Below are 18,530 nucleotides of genomic sequence, written 5' to 3' on the forward strand. Positions count from 1 at the left end.
ACATATAGCCACACTCACATTTAAACAAATTTCACTAGCCAAATGATTGCGAGGATAGTAAGCCTTGCACTCTCTCCTTTCATTTAAAAAAATTAACAAACCATTAACGCAATACAAAATTGTAGAGAATTACTCTCTGATATAGATCAAGAAAGTTTAACTCCTAAAACTTTAATCTATTGATGAACTTTATCTCTATATCTCCTTATAAGTTTAGCTGATACAATTTACGGTATTATTAATGATAAAAAAATGCTCATGACCCTTATTGAAAAACTTCGCTGCTTATTTACTTTCGGCCAAGGTGTTGCCCTACCGTTACCGCAAATACCTGAAAACAAATCTCCATTTGAAATTTTTAATCGTTGGTTTGAAGATGCAAATAAATCTGGGATTCTATTGCATGAGTCGATGTCAGTTAGCAGTTGTGATACACAAGGACAACCCTCGTCAAGAATGGTGCTGCTAAAATCAGTAGATGAGCAAGGTTTTGTGTTTTACACCAACTATGGCAGCCGTAAAAGCCAAGAATTGACCGATAACTCTAAAGTAGCCCTACTCTTCCATTGGGGCGTTTTACAGCGTCAAGTGCGCATTGAGGGCGTTGTAGAACGAATATCGGTAGAACAATCTGAACAATATTTTCACAGTAGAGACCGTGGCAGTCAAATTGGCGCCTGGGCATCTAAACAAAGTACTAAACTAACGACACCAACAGAGCTAAAAGAACGCGAAAAATACTTTACTGATAAATTTGCCGGTAAAGAAGTGCCACTGCCTGAATTTTGGGGTGGATATCGCGTAGTACCGCACTATATTGAATTTTGGCAAGGACGAGCGAGTCGTCTACACGATAGAGTGTGTTTTCAGAAAGATAAAAGCAGCTGGGAAATATTTAACTTACATCCTTAATGACTTCAGTAGCGAATACATTTCATTCCGAATACGTAGCACTACGAATTACGAAGAAATTATCGAAGCAACGCGTACTCGAAGTTACGAAGTAACGTACTCGAAGCGTAGCGTATTCGAAGTAGCGAAGCTACGTATTCGTACCTAATTCCCTATAAACCCCATATTATAATTAAGTTTTAAATAGAACTGACGGTCGTTAGTGAAATCATGCGCTATGGTGTTGTCTTTTTCTCGTTCAAATTTAAGACCGGTAAGAATTGCTAAGTTTTTAGTTATATAACGAGTATGGGTAAATTCAATTTCAACTTCACGTTCGTATGAATTTTCTTCACCACGCCATCTATCAACGTCTCGGTCTGTTTCATCCCACTTAACTAGCAAGCGAAATACACGGTCATCACTCCTGCGGTAGTTAGCGGTAAATGTAGTGAAGTTTTCTTGATATAATTCTTTACTTTCAAAGTCAAAATTACGAAACGTATGCTGCAGGCTAAAGTTAAAATCGCCTATTTGATATCGGACTCTAGGTTTAAATTCTTTCATCTTACCTAATACAATATTGTCAGCGTCAGCAATATCACCATATCGTCCATCTAAATTAAATGTCCAATCAGTAATTGGTGATGTTTCTAGGTACCATTGAAAATACTTCTCATCGAACTTTGGGGCATTACTATTTAACTCAAGGGTGTTTTGCTGGATGCGATTAACGGCCTTTTGCTTGATTCTATAACCTGGGCGCAGCACGGTTTGGTATGAGCCCCTAAACTCCCCCCAAATGTCATAGCCTGTTTCAATTTTTTGGCCTGACTGAGATTCAATATGAGTCGCAACTAAATATACTCGTCCACGAGATTTCCCATCATCACCACTGAAAGTTTTAAAATACCAGTTACGACCGTATGCCATATTGTATAAACGATAATCAGACTTTCTTAAAAACCCCAAATCAGCACGAAAATCTTTACTAATATCAAAATAGTTTCCCCAAAATAAAGTTTCAGGGCTCTGATGTTTATACTTCAACTGAACCGCATAGCCTTCCATGCTATCTCCCGGATTGACCCTAAGCACTTCACTAGTGGTAGCACAATCACCTAGTTCACAATCTTCTTCAGGATCAACATCAAGACAGCCATCTTCTTCACATATACTTTCAGCAAAAGCAGCTGGATACTCTGTAGATGATAACGCTACTTGATAGCGAAGTTTATCATCAATTCCTAAGTTTATAAGTCCGTCGTGGGCCACGACACCGTTTTCATAATCTTCGGCGGTTCTTATTGTTGTTAAAAAACCGTAGGCACTGCCCCCAGCAGCGCTAACATACCTTGCCGCCATTGACTGACTATCAAGTGTATCTAACTCAACAGTATCACTACCAAGGTTATCAGGAATAATAACTTCAGTTTCTTCATCATTGGCCCAAAACACACCGGAGGCAAACTCTTTAGTTTCATGAGAGACACTTAGCCCCAAATCAGGGTCAATAATATTACGAGTGTAAACTAGCGACATTAATGTTGAATATAAATCCATACCTTCTTGGAAAAATCGTCTTTTTTCGGGTTTGAATACATTGAAAGGGTTGTTGATGCTGTCACGGGCAATATCTGCTTCAACGTCTGTAAAGTTTGGATTTATCGTACCGGCAATAATAGTCGAATTATTAATGGTCAAGGTCATATCCATACCGGCATCAAATTCTTCTATTTCATCTCTTTGCTCAAACGGTTGTTGATAATCTCGTTTCTCACTTGAATGGTAAATAGCATACGGATAGAGTTCTAAGTTTCTTGTCGCGTTTTCAAATTGCATCTCCCCGCCTTGAGTTGAAGCTATTTGTTGCCCAGATATTGGATTAGGAGGATAAATTATATAGATCCCTCCCATGGTCCTATCAATTTTTCTTGGGTATGAACGCTTTAGTATAAGTGCCCACATATTACGCTCTTCACCTTCCGCTTTTGGTGAGCGTAGAGAATCAATTGGAATGGCTATTTCTACCAGGTAACCTGATTCTGTGATTTTTGCGGCGGCATCCCACTCGGTATCCCAATCATATATGTATCGATCACTCACAGTGTTTTGTAGTACGTCTGATTTAGAACCACTTGGATTTACCCTAAATTCGTATTTTTTACGTAAATTACCGGTAGGATCAATTACCACAGAAACGTAATCATCGTCCTTAACACCATCCTCATCACGCACTGCAGTTCTGAGCTGAGAAATATCAGGATCATATGCATTAAAGGCAAAATACACATGGGTTTTAGTAACACCAATAAGCGCATCGGTATCAACAATAGATTTAGCAAAACGAGTTGGGTACATCTCTAAATCGATAGCTAATATGCTCGAAGATGCCCAAAACTTATCGGTTAAATCACCATCTATAACCGGTGGAGTGTCAAGAACTTCCAATTCGAGTTTTTCAATGTCATCAAGAGAAAAAGTTGCTGCGGCGGCATTATCTACTTCGGCTAGATCTTTTTCAGGCTCTTCATCAAGCTCAATGGCCAGTGCGGAAAATGTAAAAAATGAAATAATAAATAGGAATAAAACGAAAAGGTTTCTCATAAGCTAACCAAGAATTCTCTGAAAATTTAAGAAATTGTTTTTATTAACAATAATGATAGCTGTTTTGTGTATTTTTGTAATGCTTTTATTGTTTTATGTTACCACCGAATAAAATTTAGGCATAAAAAAACCAGCATTTAAGCTGGTTTTTTAAATGATTATAAAAAGCTTAGATTAAACTTTTTTCTTACGCTCTGCTGTATCGCGAATGTAAGAAGCCCAAGCACGTGCTGCTTTCTTGGTTTTAGGATCTTCTTGTGCTTTTTTAATTGCTTTAGTCGCTTGTGAATATTTCTCTTGATAGAAGTAAGCTTCTGCAAGAGTCATCCAAACACGACCCGGGTTTTCAATACCTAAATCAAGAGCTTTTTGAAGTGCTTTAGTAGCAGCATCATATTGCTCAGACTGTTGTAACAACATGCCTTGACGACGGTAATGTTTCGGGTTGTTAGATAGCTTAGCCGTTTCACCAAAGTATTTAGCTGCAGTTTTTACTTCTTGCGAAGCATGAAATGCATTAGCCATGGTGTAAAGGTTAGAATCTGTACGGGCAATTAAACCACTGTCGATGTACTTTTCCAGTAACATAGCAGACTTATGCGGAACATCATTCGTTGCGTATAAGTTAGCAAGAGTTTTTATTTCTGATTCTTTAACCAAATAACCTTGCTGATATGCTAAGTCTAACGTGTAAAGCGCCTTAGTATAATCTTCTACTAACATGTAGAACATACCAAGCTGAGTCCACCATTGCTTATTCTCAGGGAATATTTCAATAACGTTTTCAAGTACTTTAACCGCATTTTTATACTGTTTACGTTCGTAGTAAGACGTTAACTTCAAAATGTATGGATTTTGACTTGGCTTTTCAGCCAAAGCGATAGCTTTGTCTGCTGGCGAAATCATTTTATCCAATTGCTTAAGCTCATAATGTGCTTGAGCAATTTTTACATAAGTGTTTGCGTCTTCTTTACACGTATCGTCCATCCAAAATTGATAGTTATCTAAAGCTTTTCGATATTCCTTTTCTTGCATCTGCAAGTCAGCTAATAACTTAATCGTATCTGCATGCTCTTTTTCGTTAAGAACTTTATCCTTAACAGAACTTTCAAGATACGGAAGTGCTTTTTTAGAACTATCGCCGCCTTTGGTTGCATACATGTTCGCAATAAAGCGATCAACATATGCACGATCATATTCTTTGCTAGTTTCAATATCTAATAATATTGAAATAGCATCATCTATACGATCTTCCGAGTAGGCTTCAAAAGCTTTACCAACTTTTTTACCAACGCTAGGACCAACAATTTTAGTACGAGCTTTTTTCTTGCCTACTTCCTTAGGACAAGCCGCTGCATAAGCGTTGGCTGTCATAGGAAGTGTAGCGCTAGCTACAAATGCAACCATTACTGAAGAGGTGATAAGTTTTTTCAACATTATTGTGCTCCTCCTTCTTGGTTCATCTTAAAGTCTAACTGCACGGTCATACCAGGTTGCATCATTGGCTTACCGTCAACAATTTTAGGCTTGTATTTCCATTTTCGAAGCGCTCGTTTGGCTTCTTTATCAAAAACACGTTTTGGTTGAGCTTTAATAACTTTTACGTCTTCAACTCCACCTACCATGTTAATTGTAAAGCTCAGTTGTACCCAACCTTCTTTACCATCTCGTGCTGCTTGTATTGGGTATTTAGGTTCGATTCGAACGATTGGTGTAGCTTCACCATCACGTCCAAAACCTGCACCTGGTGCATCCATACCTGCTGACGCCCCTGATAACTGAACACCTGGTACGTTAAACGTCATACCAGCATTGTCGTTACTCATTTCCGGCTCAGGCGCTTGTGGCTTAGGCGGAGTTTTAGGTGGCGGTGGCGGCGGTGGCGGCACACGTCTACGCTGTTGAACATTTGATTTAGGCGGTGTTGAAACAATATCGATAATAACGCTATCTGCACTATTATCGTTACGCTTCGAGCCACCTGATATCAAGAATGCCATAAAGACAAACAATAAAAATGTTACAGCAACGCCCAATAGTATTGATACTAAAAAGCGAACCATAATTAATTACCCGACGCTGCAGCAATAGAAATCTTATCGATCCCTGCATCCTTAATTGCATCCATAACTTTAACAACTACGCCATGTTCCGCTTTTTTGTCAGCTTGGATAATTACGATGTCAGTTGGTTGTTCAGCTAGTAGTTTTTCAATGTTTGCAGAAACACGTTCTACATCAACTACACGCTTGTCCATCCAAATTTCACCATTTTCACGAACTGCAATAAAGATGTTCGCTGTAGGTTTTTTACTTGCATTAGCCGCTTTAGGCTTTTGCACATCTATACCGGCTTCTTTTACGAAAGAAGTGGTTACGATGAAGAAGATAAGCATGATAAACACGATATCTAGCATCGGTGTCATATCAATCGTAGCTTCTTCGTCTTCACGTTTTATTTTACGAGCCATTAGAAAATCTCTCTAGTGATGAGGTAAGCTATCAACTAGCTTAGCCTTCGCCATTTTAACTTTTGCGTCTAATCTAGAGCTAAAAAACACTCCAGATAATGCTGCAACCATACCTGCCATTGTAGGAATTGTCGCCATTGAGATACCCGATGCCATTAAGCGCGGGTTACCAGTACCTTGTACAGCCATAATTTCGAATACTGCAATCATTCCGGTTACAGTACCTAATAGGCCAATAAGGGGACACATAGCTACCAATGTTTTAATGGTTATCATGCGCGCGTCTAATATCTCTGTCGTTTCAGAAATCCATGTATCTCTAATTCTGTGAGCATACCAAGAAGTAGTGTCTGTTCTTGCGTCCCATTTAGCGATAACATCTCGCTTAACTTTTGGGTAACTCGCTGATAAGAACCAAAACTTCTCGATCATCAATATCCACATTAAGAAGACTGCCATGGCAACGAAGTATAATACTCCACCACCAGTGGCTATAAATTCCCTGACAGATTCCCAAAGCTCTATCAGGTAAATCATTACTGTTTCTCCTTCTCGGCGATTTCAGCAACAATACCTGCGCTTTGTTCGTCAAGAATGTGGAAGATTGATTTACCGCGACCAGCTACAACTGAATGTATTAGGATTAATGGTAATGCAGCAATTAGACCTTGTGCTGTTGTCACAAGTGCCATTGAGATATCGCCAGCCATAATTTTAGGGTCACCAGTACCGTAAAGAGTGATTGATTGGAACGTACCGATCATACCAACAACTGTACCTAATAGACCTAATAGTGGTGCGATAGCCGCTAAAATTTTGATGATATTAATACCACGTTCAATTTTTGGCGTTTCACGTAAAATGGCTTCATCTAGTTTAAGTTCTAGAGTTTCTGCATCAACGTTCTTATTATCTTGGTAAACCTGTAGCAAACGACCTAGAGGGTTATTTGCGCTAGGGTTAGCACGATTCTTAAGTTGTGCTGCAATTTTGCCGCCCATTAAGAATAAGAATACTAAACGTTCGATAGCAATTAATAGACCGAAGGCTAAAACACCCGCGATTACATAACCAACTGTACCACCTTGGTGGAAACGTTCTTCTAAAGTCGCTTTTTGCGTTTCTAGATTTAAAATTGTACCTTTTGATGGATCAAGGAACAATGGCGCGTAACCTGAAGTCATTGAGATGAACGGAGAAACCGTACCAACAATGCTACCATCTGGTTGCTTACCTAGAGGTTGAATTTGACCTTGGTCATCGTTGTAGTTTAAGTAGCCTTGCTCTGATACAAGGTTAAATGAACCGATACGAGTGATTTGTTGTGAAGATTTTGAACCGTCTAATTGTGTAACTTCAGCTTCGAAAGAAGTGATTTTACCAGATTCAGTCATCTCAGTTTGCATTGCAAACCATAGTTCTTCTAATTCAGCAAGAACTGGAATTTCTTTAGCATTAGCTAATTTGTCAAGCGTAGCTTCACGACCTGGGTATTGCGCACTTACAATTGAAGTAGCAATAGTACCGTAGGCATTACCAGATGCACGACGAACAACACCAAACATTTCACCTAAGTCGCCTTTAGCTGCTTCCAGCTCGGCTTCTCTTTGAGTTAACATTCTTTCGTTGTCAGCAAACGCTTTCGTTAAACGAGCGTTACGAGCTTGCTCTGCAGCGCGATCTGCTTGTGCTTTCTTTAAAAGAGCTTGTTTATCAGCACGGGCTGATAAAAATTCTTGTTCACGTTTCTTGTCAAGCTTGGCAACTGATACACGATCAGCTTTAACTTGCTTTAATAAGTCATCTAATTGGTTAGCTGCTACGTTTGTAGAAATACCAGCAGTTAACATTAGAGTTGCAGCTACTGCTGCCGTTTTAATAAATTTATTCATTATTCACCAGCCCCCGCTGCATATACAGGTAACTTGATTAGATCTGGAGCAGTTTGCTTACGAGCCATACGTACGGCTTTAGTAATTGGGTTAAGGTATTCATCACCAAGCGCTAACCAAGAGCGTGTGCTGTTGTCCCAAATCCAAGCATTTCTCATATCAAGAGATTGTGCTACTAACACGGTACGACCCATGTGCACGAAATCTACAGTAATCTTTTGGCCTTCAAATTCTAACTCACCTTGGTAAGCACCAAACATAGAACCGTAAGATGTTTCAATATCATAAGCTTCAAGTACAAGACGGAATTGCTCAGCTACTGAGATACCTTGACGAGACATAACATCGTTAAGTTGGTCTAAACGCTTGTTACGGTCAACTAGGTTAACAGGGATATCTGCAGCAACAAATTGCTCTAAAGAAGCAATCATTTTGTACATTAACGGTACAACACCCATTTTAGTTTCAGCGATAGTACCAATTTGGCGTACTAAAGAATCAATACCTTTTTGTTGGTCGTTAACTAAACGTTGAACATGATCGTTATAAACTTTCAAGTTTTCAGTTTCGTCAACAACTGTACGATACTCAGCAAGTAACTCTTGTGATTGCTCGTAGATGTTATTGATTTTCTGTTGTGATTTGGCAGAAGCTTTAACTGTTGCAGCTTCACTCTTGTGTAATTCTTTAAGGCTATTAGCGCTAGCAACATTGCTACCTACTAATGCCATAGCCCCGATAATCGACGTTGCGATAAGGCTTTTCTTGCTTATTTTGGACATAGTTCCCAACCAATTGCTATTTAACTTTTATTCCAACAAAATCCATTAAATTAGATTTAAGGACCCAAACATATTTTATTGTTCAGTGCTTATAAGTTGTTAATCTTAAAAATACAATCTTGTTAACCTTTCGGTTACAAGGACAACCTGTGAAGTTATCAAAATTGTTATTTCTAGTCTGTTCTTCAAATGAAAACAGCTCTCTATAAGACAATAGCTGCACGCTAAAGTCAAACATTTTGCTCAATTTGAATAAAACAGCATGAAAAACATACAAAAAGTATGGTTTTCAAGCTAATTTTTCTAAACACACAACTTAATTGCATTCAGGTTACATTTTTACTGACTCTTTAAGGATAGTCAATCATATAAATTTCATCAATTTGTAACAACGAAAATCCCCTATCTCAAGGTAAGTTTCGCCAACATTAAAAAACGGTTCTACACAGTGGTTTATATAGCAGTTATTAATTTGAACTGTTTGCCTTTAAAATCAGCCAATCTAATTGTTGAAACCTTTCATATATAGGCAACAAATTGCCAAGTAAATCTTCTTCGGATAAGTTTCTGCCATCCAACATTTCATTTATCAATGAAAATATTGTTTTTAGATCCCTCCTTCCATCGATGTAGTTAAATAAAAGTGCCATTATTTTATTTGGCGATAAATCAAATTCAAAGCCTGTAGAATGTTTTAACTTGATTACTTGTATTGGTTTTTATCAATACTATACATTCTTCTTATTCATGAAGAAGCAGGTAATAAAGGGGGATATTTCATAGTTGTTTAAACACTACTACTCATATTTCATTGTGATTAAACCAGTGTGACTCGGAGTGTTTTCTAATACTGTTTTGTAGTTTGATATTTTTTCAACTTGGCCTGTGCGTTAATTACGGCTTTGATTACGGTTTTGATTACTCAATGCAATTAACTTTCGTATATTACAGCTCCCGTCCCCCCCCCTCTGTTCTATATTACAAGCTACATAGGACCTTGGGGGTAGATTCTGAACCAAGTACCTTTAAATCTAATTGAGTCACACCTAAATGATGAAATACACAATCACAATAAAAAATTATTTTTCGGATGTTAGGGTTACGATGTACTATCTTTTAAATAACCAAATTGACCGATTAAATCCTTTGTAACCGTTAAACCTTTTCATCTAATAAATTGTTACAAATTAAATTATAATCTATATTTCTATATGGTAGTGTTACATCTTATTTACATTGAATGGATTTCAAAAATGAACATTAAAACAATTATATTAGTCGCATCCGTTATAACATTAGGTGCGTGTAGCTCTACCGAGTCACAAGATAACAAAAAAGATGAGATGACGTTAGCTTCAGCGAAAAGCAATGGAATGGTTTGTGAACACCGAGCAAGTACTGGTAGCCATTTAAAGAAAAGATCGTGTATGTCAAAAGAGTTAGCCGATGAAATTAGAGAGCATAACAAGCACGACATGGGCAAGCTGCTTAATAGTAATAAAGGTGATCGACAAACTCGTGATATCGCTGGTGGTCAATAAGCACTAAAAGCTTTTTTAAATAAACACTTTAAAAATTTATTGGAGATCATTTAATTTACTATTAAGTGGTCTTTTTTTATATTATTTTTCTGCAATTAACTCTACTAGCACTTGGTTTACTCCCGCCCGACTCGAATACCCTCGTATTCCATTGACCCCAACACTAGTAACACTATTACCAATTCCATTAAGCTTGTGATCTTGTCATGCGAAATAAAAGCTAATCAGGGCACAGATTAATTGCTCCAGACGTAATCTAAGGACCTATATCCATGTATTCAAGGCATTCGATTGATTTATACAGGAATGTAATTAATTAGAGCAAAATGGGCAATAATTTAACGCAATAGCCATAATATTATGCATTGTATTGCTCATAGTGATATTGCCATATTATACGCCATTCGGCTGTGGTACTACGCATAGATAGAAATTCACTTTGTTTTATGCAAAAAAAAAGCTAGTCATTACTGACTAGCTTTTTACATTTGATTATTTAAAATCAATAATTAACTTACTGTTAGAATTTTACGCCTACAGAAACATATGCATGACGACCTGTTGTACTATATGTACGAGGGTCAGTATTATCATTGAAGCCTTGCTCTAAGAACGGAGGCTCTTCATCTGTAAGGTTGTTAAGACCAATGCTAGCAGTTACATTATCCATGAAGTAAGTGAATCGTGCATCATGTATAACTTGTGAATCAACTGTACGAGTAATTTGATCACCTGCGTCATCTACATACCAGTTTTCATCAACTTCACCAATGTAACGTACTGCATAACTTGCAGACCAGTCATCTTGAGTTAGTGAAACATTTAAGTTTGACTTGTATTCAGCAAAGTTACCATGACCACCTTCATTATCACTCAAATAGTAGCCGCCGTTTGAAAGAACGTCACCATTTGCTTGAATAATATCGTAAGTATCGTAGTACGTAGTATCTAAGTTCACAGATAACTGACCAAATGAAAGTTCAGTAGTGTAACGAGCATTAAAGTCGTAACCTGATGAGTCTACACCACCAACGTTAGAAGTACGATCATCGATATCAGACGAGTTACCGTATAAACCACCAGCATCTGGACCGTAACGTACGATTTTATCACAATGTTCACCTGTAGCTGCACAGCTATCTAGGATTAACTGTTCACCGATCGTACTGATAGCATCAGTAATTTCGATATTCCAGTAATCAACTGTTACTGATAAACCTTCAACAAACCCTGGGCTGTAAACAAAACCTACAGTATAGATATCAGCTTCTTCAGGTTGAACGTCTTCTGAACCACCACGAGTAGATGATAATTGGTCACCAATTGGTTCAAAACCACCAGCTGGAACGCCATCAGCGATACAAGTTGGTGTTGGGTTAGTCGCACATGGATCGATTACTGTTGGGCTGTTATCAGAAGCGCCCGCGAATAAATCCGATGTAGATGGAGCGCGGAATGCTGTTGATGCAGTACCACGTACAATTAAGTTTTCTGTAGGAGCCCAACGAATACCTACTTTGTAGTTTGTAGTATCACCAAACGTGTTGTAGTCAGAGTAACGAGCTGCTAAATCTAAATCTAACGCTTCAGCCATGAATACGCCATTAAGAAGAGGAATACTTGTTTCAACAAATACTTCATCAACTTCGTAGCTACCTACAGTAGCAGTACGAGATGAACCCGAAGTGATACCTAGTGCAATTAATGCATCTGGGTAATCAGCACCCTTTTCTTCTCTGTGTTCAACACCAAATGCAACGCCAACTTCACCAGCAGGTAATTCAAAAGCAGAACCAAACATTGAAGCAGAGATGATTTGTTGTTCGTTAGAGCCTAAATCATGCGCTTCAAATAAAATGAAATCCATCATTTCTTGTGAAACAGCTGTATCTGTACCTGGTACACCAAATACATTTAAAGGAACACAACCTGCAATAGCCTCATCTGCATTAGCACCACATGATAAAACACCATCAGCATTTTCGTGAGTTGGACCCACCGCTTCAGCAACCTTCTCAAAGTTTACACCACCAGCACCGGCAGTAGCTGCATCGTTAGCGCCGAAGATATAAGATACTTCGTAGCCCCAATCATCGAAAATTTCACCTTCAATACCAAACATTGCACGTACAGTTTCAACGCGGAAGCGAGTATCACGACCGCCTGTTTCAACCATACGACGACGCCAATCAGAAATTTCAACCGTGTCACCGTTCATATCAACAGGACCTTGAGTCATGTTGTAGTGGTTATCAGCAGAGTAAGGAGCTGAATAACCAAAGAACGCTAGCGGAGCTAAAGGAAGCGGAGCTAGTTTAGTATCAGAGGTACGACGGTTAAAGCTTAACTCTGTTTTAACACGTACTGAGTCATTAATTTCATATTGAGCTTCAGCATAAATACCGTATTTTTCTTGTGGTGTTAAGTGGTAGTTTGCTGGAGCGTAGTTGTATGTATCTTTGCCCCAATCCCAACATTGGTCATTCAAAGCACTTGTATGATCAGATGGGTCAGATTGACCAGGGCCACTATTTGCGCCATGAGTGAATGAATCACAAGTGCCAGCAGGTAATACCATGCTTGGAGAACCATCATCTTCAAATACTGGATCGCCATTCTCATCTAACTCAGGAATAAAATTATCTGGATTAAATGAGTTAACGCCATTGTAACGACCCCATGGTGGAGCCGAAGAGCCACCTTTAGAGAATGAACCATCTGGGTCTTTACTAAATTCGTATGCAGACCAATCACGATCGCCAGACCATTGTGCTTCTTGCTGAACGTAGTATGCGTTAACTACCGCACTACCTTTTTCGCTAGCAAAACCAATAGTTAAATCAACTGTTTTAGTTGCGCCATCGCTTTCTTCAGTACCAACATCGTAACTAGCGTTAAATTCCATACCTTCGAAATCATTACGCGTAATGATGTTTACAACACCACCAATGGCATCAGAACCGTAGATAGCAGATGCACCATCTTTAAGAACTTCAACACGCTTAACGATTGCAGTAGGGATTGTACTTAAATCTACAGAGGCATTAGCACCTAGACCTGAGGCAACCATACGACGACCGTTTAAAAGTACTAATGTTCTTTCTGCACCTAGACCACGAAGTGATACACGAACTGCACCAGAACCACCATTGTTGATTGCAGTGTTAGTTCCTGCACCCGCTACAGATGGAATCTTTTGAAGGATATCACCCATGTTTGAAATACCCGTGGCGATTAAATCTTCGCGAGTAATAACTTGTACTGGGTTAGCACCTTCCATATCGGTACGTTTGATACGTGAACCGGTAACTTCAATGCGTTCTACTTCTTCTTCAGCTGTTGCTTCTTCTGCCGCGAATGCGTTTGCAGAAATACCAGCTGTTGATGCTGCGCCAAACACTAATGCTAGGCGAACTGCTTTAGCAAGTTTATTATTGCTATACATGTTTACTCCCTGGACCACTCTAAGGTGATTCTATTGTTTAAAAATCAAAGCTATATTGCTTTGTTAGATTTTTTTATTGTTTGGTCATTAGACCTGATCTGTCGACAGTGATAATAAAACGATTTTATTTAACAGGTCAACAACATAAGTTACATAAAGTTAATTTTTCTTACAAAACTACACACTTTAGTTACAACTTTCAAAGCAATGGCCGCATAAATACATGAAGTTTCAGAATATTTATGCACAAATGTGAATAATAAAAAACGGCTTATTACTATAAATTATACTTTAGATGAAATTAATTTTTACTTTAAAAACAATAACTAAAAAAGTCATTGAAAATTATCCCTAAAATATTAATGGACACTTTTCTATACAAATAATAAGCATTTAGTATCTATTTGGTAATCCAAGATAAAATATTACAAATAATATTATTTTCTGGCTATTTTAATTGGATTAGGTCACCCTTACTCAGATCCCGTTAACTAATTAACACTTCAATTGTTTTAGAGTCATTAATCTGCCCATGTTTGAACTTTTCTCAGATCCCTACTTATTATTAACATTATCTATAGTTGGGTTTATCGCAGGTTTTATTGATGCAATTGCAGGTGGGGGTGGCTTGTTAACCGTGCCAGTTTTATTGTCCTCAGGTCTTCCCCCTCATATTGCCCTGGGTACAAACAAGCTAGCCGCGTGTTTTAGCTCATTTACCGCATCAGTTACTTTTTATCGAAAAAAACTATTTAACCCGCTATTTTGGATTATGGCGGCTATCGCAACAGCATTTGGCGCTTTAGTTGGCACCATAATTGTTAATTTTGTTAGTGCCGAGCTAATAAATAAGTTGCTACCTATTATTATCTTACTTTGTGCTTTATACACCTTGTGCTCACAATCAGCGTTGAATGAATCGGCCAATTTGCCAAAGACAAATGCAATATTAAAAATAAAGCAAAGCATACAAGGTTTTGTGTTGGGCTTTTATGACGGTTTTGCTGGGCCTGGAACAGGTACATTTTGGACCGTTTCTTCTTTAGCTTTATATAAAATGAACATTTTATTAAGCTCGGGCTTGTCTAGAAGCATGAACTTTATCAGTAACTTTACATCTCTATTAACCTTCATATACTTTGGTCAAGTTAACTTTTTGCTGGGTTTGGCAATGGGAGTGTTTATGATAGTAGGATCATGGCTTGGCGCCCATTCAGCTATTCGCTATGGCAGCAGGTTCATCCGCCCTATATTTATTACGGTGGTAATAATCATGGCAATAAAGCTTGCTTATCAGGCTTGGTTTTAAAGGATACTTATGGAACGTTCTTTAACTCGATTAAAGTCAATATTAGATCAGCTTGAAACTGATGCCAATGCGGCAGATCAAGCTAACAAGCAACGTAAATCACATTATTATTTGCAAGATGAAGCAATGTTTGATGAGAAATTATTTCCTATCACCAGCTCTAGTTATTACGCCTACGTTAAATACACTCAAAAACGCTTAGATCATTTACAGCAATTACTAAACACTAAACACAGAGATTTTTGTGATGCGTTAATGGCAGAGTTAGAAGAACAGATCTCGTCACTTATTACCGCAATAAAATCGAACGACAGTCGCCATCATGATAGTGAATATCGACTTGATCGTCGTAACAGGTTAAATAAACAAAAAACCCAAGCAAAAGCCAAACACACAGCTAAATTTAAAAACCAAGCAAAGGCAGTATTAATGTCATCGCATCAACTTTATGCGAAACTTGCTGAATTTCAAGGTTTTGAGCGACGTTTGCAAGAAATGATCCGAATTAAAGAGCATGAATTAGCAAAAACTAAAAAACATGACACTGCAACTATGCAGCAAGAGATCTTAACTCTGCATCAACGTTTAGGTCGATGCAGAAAAGCGATTAGCGATGTTGAAAAGCAAATAGAAGATTCAGAAAAAAGATAACCTACTAAAAATCTGTATTATTCTGCCATCCAAAAAAACGTAACTGCTAATCGCCTGTCTCTTTTATCTTGGCCAAAATAACTTGAAGCGCTATGTGCAATATTTCCTTTGAAGAGAAATAATCTATTGAATTTGTTTTCTATACTCAGGTCTTCATACCAAGCACTAGGTGGCAAGCTAGTTGTTTTTAAAGCATCTACTAAATTATTATACGGTGCATTAACAATATTTCCCCCTGCAGCTCCATTTGGGTATTTAAGTCGATAAAATGAAGTACCTGAGTGTGGTTGTGGTTTCTGGCTTAAATACAGTACAGCACCGTATTGGCATAACTGTCTATTATCTACATGGGGACGGGAAGCACCTTCATTTGCCCCAACCAAAATTGCCGTATTACTATCGACTACAACTTCATTAGAAGTTGCAACCCATAGCTTGCTTTTACCAAGTTGTTCCTTTGCCCATTCTTCAACTAAGGACAGCTCATTTTTCTTTAAAGCATTTTTGGATCTCATTCCTGGCCATAGTTCGTTTGTATACGGCTTGCCTAATTTCCACTTCTTTTTGTTAAAACATCTATTTGCTATTTCAGTTGCTTTTTTCTGAGAGAAAAAATCATCAACAATCCAGTAATTCTTATTTAACTCAGGTTTCTCATAGCTTAATGTTGCGGCGTCAAAAGGCACATCTTGAAGATTTAATTCATCGGTATATTTGTCATGCATAAAACGGAAATCTATAAAATAAAACTTAAGCTTAAATTAGCAGAAAACCATAGCATTTCAAACGATTTTCTTCATGCTAAGTATTTTAACAATAGCAATTAAATTTCAATATTAAGAACATTAATATTGATGGATAAATAAAGAGAAAAAAGGGGGGTATAAGAAAGAGGTGGCCCCTCTTTCAGCCACATCCCGGCACATGAGTCGTCTGCTGCGGTTGCTCCCTTCCAGGCCTGGCCGAGTTCACAGAGTATCATTGCGGGAGGACCAAAAGAGGCACCATAATGGCGATAGGTAATTTACCTAAAGCGAGGCGCATTATGGCTAATTGTAAGGTTGTGTGCAAGAGCTATTTACTGAAAAGCAGCCAATTTTAAAAACAGTTAAAAATTATGCGGATTTTTTGCACAATCCTTGCTGAAAATTGATTTGATATCTTGCAGTTCGTCATCAATATCGGCGCTTATGTTACGCGCTTGATAAAATATTACTTGTTTGCCTTTATAGTCTATTTGAATAGGTAGTACGGGTACGTTAGCTTTATTTGCTATATGTAAAAATCCACTTTTCCATTCATGAACTTTCGAACGAGTTCCTTCCGGTGCTAAAGCGAGTACTAACGTTTCCTGCTGTCCAAACTTGTCGACCATTTGCCCTACTACACCATGGGCTGACTTTCTATCAATAGCGATACCACCAATGGATTCTAACCAAATATTAAATGGCCAAATAAATATTGCATCTTTACCAAGAAAATTTAACTTTAAATCAAGTGCCAGCTTTACTATCACGCCTATGACAAAGTCCCAGTTTGAAGTATGCGGCGCTACCGCTAAAATTAATTTTTTCTCGTTTGGAAAGCTACCGCTAATCTGCCAACCTAATAGCGTTAGTAAATGACAGCTACACCATTTAATAAAGCGTCTATTGGTTCTAGGTATTTTCACCGGGACAAAATTAGATAAATTAGCCATAACTTTTCGTTAAACGAACTCTTTACTCATTATAAATCACTGCATGCTTTGTAGACTAAGCTGATTTTCTAATGCTAAAGCGATGGCTTTTAATTGTAATAAATTTTCTTTGCCTAACCGCAATAAAAATTTATCGGCAGCAGCTAATTCTTCAAGCTCTGGATTTTGATATTTATAAACCACACTTGGTTGCACCAATGCCGGCTGCTCTGCTGGCACAGGAAAATCGAGTATTCGGTCAATTGCAAGGTGTAGCACTTGTTCAAAAGTTTGATCGGGGTAACCTAATTCGCTAAAGGCTTGCTCAAATAAAGGTTTTATTTCAATAAAATTGTTCGCTAAGGCTTCGGGTTCAAATGAATGCAGTAACTCAATGTAGTCTTCATAACGAGTAAAGTTTGACTCGTTAAATTGGTAGCTATCATCAGTTTCAATAGCACTTGGTTTTACTGAAAACTTTCCAGTTAATGGTTTTAAAGGTAAATGACTATACGCCATTTCACCGCGAGAAAAATTATCAGTAAAAACAACAATTCTGCGTACCAAATCGTCTGTTATTATTAAGTCCAACAACTCTTTTCGCCAAGATATTTCGGTGGCTTTAACAACAATAAAATCATCACTTACATCTAAATCAGGTAGAACGGGCTTTATAATTTCAGGCTCAACTTCAACAGGCTGTTCTATTTGTACAGGCTCGCTTATTGTTTCAGTTTTAACTGGCACTATCACTTCTGGCTCAGCAATAACTTCTTCTTTAACTACTGGCTTTAACTCTTGCTCTTCACCTTGTAAAAATAAATAGCCAAACACACTAATTACCACCACGATAATAATTACAAATACTAATGTAGACGAAGCATTTTTGTTGGCGGCGGATGATTCTATATTTGAGTTTACGTCTGACAATTGGATACCCTAAAAAATTTTAATACGCTTATATTAAAGATAGCTAAAACATAAAAAAGTTTAAAGTTTTTTTGTTTTATTTGAAAAAATACAAATACGCTGACGCTTCGAATTCGTTTCACTTCGAATACGTTTCACTTCGAATACGCTATCGCTTCGGATACGTAGCTTCGCTACTTCGAATACATTACATTCCGAATTACGAATTACGAAGTGGTTATCGAAGCTTCAGCGTATTAGGAGGCGCGAAGCGCCGTATTCGAAACTAAGGTTTGTATTCGTAGTGCAACGTATTCGAGATTCGTCACTAAGGTACGTATTCGAAGCCCCTGCG

At 37.9% G+C, this 18,530-nt stretch carries 15 protein-coding genes and 1 other RNA gene; 4 read left to right on the plus strand and 12 right to left on the minus strand.

What is annotated here, in order from left to right; translation table 11 throughout:
* Window positions 1–258: 258 nt before the first annotated feature.
* Window positions 259–912, plus strand: coding sequence for a pyridoxamine 5'-phosphate oxidase (pdxH, locus tag RGQ13_RS13560; protein WP_348390279.1), 654 nt, complete (start codon window positions 259–261; stop codon window positions 910–912).
* Window positions 913–1,056: 144 nt separating this feature from the next.
* Here the strand turns inward: pdxH and RGQ13_RS13565 are convergent, their stop codons facing one another.
* The 7 genes from RGQ13_RS13565 to RGQ13_RS13595 all read right to left on the minus strand — a co-directional run bounded on the left by RGQ13_RS13565 (window position 1,057) and on the right by RGQ13_RS13595 (window position 8,633).
* Window positions 1,057–3,498: a DOMON domain-containing protein gene (locus tag RGQ13_RS13565; RefSeq protein ID WP_348390280.1), complete on the minus strand. Its 2,442-nt coding sequence runs from the start codon at window positions 3,496–3,498 to the stop codon at window positions 1,057–1,059.
* Window positions 3,499–3,672: 174 nt separating this feature from the next.
* On the minus strand, window positions 3,673–4,935 hold the full coding sequence (locus RGQ13_RS13570; protein ID WP_348390281.1) for a tetratricopeptide repeat protein: 1,263 nt from the start codon (window positions 4,933–4,935) through the stop codon (window positions 3,673–3,675).
* A complete protein-coding gene (locus tag RGQ13_RS13575; protein WP_348390282.1) occupies window positions 4,935–5,561 on the minus strand; it encodes an energy transducer TonB in 627 nt (208 codons plus the stop codon). Before RGQ13_RS13575 ends, RGQ13_RS13570 begins: the two co-directional genes overlap by 1 nt.
* Window positions 5,562–5,563: 2 nt before the next feature.
* Entirely contained in the window at window positions 5,564–5,968 is a 405-nt protein-coding gene (locus RGQ13_RS13580) for an ExbD/TolR family protein (protein ID WP_348390283.1), read from the minus strand.
* Between the two features lie 12 nt (window positions 5,969–5,980).
* A complete protein-coding gene (locus tag RGQ13_RS13585) occupies window positions 5,981–6,505 on the minus strand; it encodes a MotA/TolQ/ExbB proton channel family protein (RefSeq protein ID WP_348390284.1) in 525 nt (174 codons plus the stop codon).
* A complete protein-coding gene (locus tag RGQ13_RS13590; protein WP_348390285.1) occupies window positions 6,505–7,860 on the minus strand; it encodes a MotA/TolQ/ExbB proton channel family protein in 1,356 nt (451 codons plus the stop codon). Before RGQ13_RS13590 ends, RGQ13_RS13585 begins: the two co-directional genes overlap by 1 nt.
* Window positions 7,860–8,633, minus strand: a complete 774-nt coding sequence (locus RGQ13_RS13595) for a DUF3450 domain-containing protein (protein ID WP_348393409.1) — start codon at window positions 8,631–8,633, stop codon at window positions 7,860–7,862. Before RGQ13_RS13595 ends, RGQ13_RS13590 begins: the two co-directional genes overlap by 1 nt.
* Before the next feature lie 1,262 nt (window positions 8,634–9,895).
* Here RGQ13_RS13595 and RGQ13_RS13600 point away from each other — a divergent pair.
* The gene (locus tag RGQ13_RS13600; RefSeq protein WP_348390286.1) at window positions 9,896–10,183 is read left to right on the plus strand and encodes a hypothetical protein; all 288 of its coding nucleotides are present in this window, start codon (window positions 9,896–9,898) and stop codon (window positions 10,181–10,183) included.
* A 520-nt stretch (window positions 10,184–10,703) separates the two neighbouring features.
* Here RGQ13_RS13600 and RGQ13_RS13605 read toward each other — a convergent pair.
* Window positions 10,704–13,628, minus strand: a complete 2,925-nt coding sequence (locus RGQ13_RS13605; protein WP_348390287.1) for a TonB-dependent receptor domain-containing protein — start codon at window positions 13,626–13,628, stop codon at window positions 10,704–10,706.
* A 532-nt stretch (window positions 13,629–14,160) separates the two neighbouring features.
* Here RGQ13_RS13605 and RGQ13_RS13610 point away from each other — a divergent pair.
* The gene (locus RGQ13_RS13610) at window positions 14,161–14,937 is read left to right on the plus strand and encodes a TSUP family transporter (protein ID WP_348390288.1); all 777 of its coding nucleotides are present in this window, start codon (window positions 14,161–14,163) and stop codon (window positions 14,935–14,937) included.
* Window positions 14,938–14,946: 9 nt separating this feature from the next.
* A complete protein-coding gene (priC, locus tag RGQ13_RS13615; protein ID WP_348390289.1) occupies window positions 14,947–15,588 on the plus strand; it encodes a primosomal replication protein PriC in 642 nt (213 codons plus the stop codon).
* A gap of 17 nt (window positions 15,589–15,605) precedes the next feature.
* Here priC and RGQ13_RS13620 read toward each other — a convergent pair whose 3' ends face one another.
* The 4 genes from RGQ13_RS13620 to RGQ13_RS13635 all read right to left on the minus strand — a co-directional run bounded on the left by RGQ13_RS13620 (window position 15,606) and on the right by RGQ13_RS13635 (window position 18,196).
* A complete protein-coding gene (locus RGQ13_RS13620) occupies window positions 15,606–16,313 on the minus strand; it encodes a DUF6445 family protein (RefSeq protein WP_348390290.1) in 708 nt (235 codons plus the stop codon).
* Between the two features lie 176 nt (window positions 16,314–16,489).
* Window positions 16,490–16,586: signal recognition particle sRNA small type (gene ffs, locus RGQ13_RS13625), an RNA gene on the minus strand.
* A gap of 110 nt (window positions 16,587–16,696) precedes the next feature.
* Window positions 16,697–17,287, minus strand: coding sequence for a 1-acyl-sn-glycerol-3-phosphate acyltransferase (locus RGQ13_RS13630; RefSeq protein WP_348390291.1), 591 nt, complete (start codon window positions 17,285–17,287; stop codon window positions 16,697–16,699).
* 36 nt (window positions 17,288–17,323) lie between these two features.
* Complete coding sequence (locus RGQ13_RS13635) at window positions 17,324–18,196, minus strand: DUF3014 domain-containing protein (RefSeq protein WP_348390292.1); 873 nt, start codon at window positions 18,194–18,196, stop codon at window positions 17,324–17,326.
* Window positions 18,197–18,530 lie beyond the last annotated feature (334 nt).

It is taken from the genome of Thalassotalea psychrophila, from assembly GCF_031583595.1.
GTDB lineage: Bacteria > Pseudomonadota > Gammaproteobacteria > Enterobacterales > Alteromonadaceae > Thalassotalea_A > Thalassotalea_A psychrophila.

What these genes read in the sequence shown, in the direction of transcription:
- pdxH (WP_348390279.1), top strand. Translation starts at nt 259, where the DNA reads ATGACCCTTATTGAAAAACTTCGCTGCTTATTTACTTTCGGCCAAGGT.
- RGQ13_RS13565 (WP_348390280.1), bottom strand. Translation starts at nt 3,498, where the DNA reads ATGAGAAACCTTTTCGTTTTATTCCTATTTATTATTTCATTTTTTACA.
- RGQ13_RS13570 (WP_348390281.1), bottom strand. Translation starts at nt 4,935, where the DNA reads ATGTTGAAAAAACTTATCACCTCTTCAGTAATGGTTGCATTTGTAGCT.
- RGQ13_RS13575 (WP_348390282.1), bottom strand. Translation starts at nt 5,561, where the DNA reads ATGGTTCGCTTTTTAGTATCAATACTATTGGGCGTTGCTGTAACATTT.
- RGQ13_RS13580 (WP_348390283.1), bottom strand. Translation starts at nt 5,968, where the DNA reads ATGGCTCGTAAAATAAAACGTGAAGACGAAGAAGCTACGATTGATATG.
- RGQ13_RS13585 (WP_348390284.1), bottom strand. Translation starts at nt 6,505, where the DNA reads ATGATTTACCTGATAGAGCTTTGGGAATCTGTCAGGGAATTTATAGCC.
- RGQ13_RS13590 (WP_348390285.1), bottom strand. Translation starts at nt 7,860, where the DNA reads ATGAATAAATTTATTAAAACGGCAGCAGTAGCTGCAACTCTAATGTTA.
- RGQ13_RS13600 (WP_348390286.1), top strand. Translation starts at nt 9,896, where the DNA reads ATGAACATTAAAACAATTATATTAGTCGCATCCGTTATAACATTAGGT.
- RGQ13_RS13605 (WP_348390287.1), bottom strand. Translation starts at nt 13,628, where the DNA reads ATGTATAGCAATAATAAACTTGCTAAAGCAGTTCGCCTAGCATTAGTG.
- RGQ13_RS13610 (WP_348390288.1), top strand. Translation starts at nt 14,161, where the DNA reads ATGTTTGAACTTTTCTCAGATCCCTACTTATTATTAACATTATCTATA.
- priC (WP_348390289.1), top strand. Translation starts at nt 14,947, where the DNA reads ATGGAACGTTCTTTAACTCGATTAAAGTCAATATTAGATCAGCTTGAA.
- RGQ13_RS13620 (WP_348390290.1), bottom strand. Translation starts at nt 16,313, where the DNA reads ATGCATGACAAATATACCGATGAATTAAATCTTCAAGATGTGCCTTTT.
- RGQ13_RS13630 (WP_348390291.1), bottom strand. Translation starts at nt 17,287, where the DNA reads ATGGCTAATTTATCTAATTTTGTCCCGGTGAAAATACCTAGAACCAAT.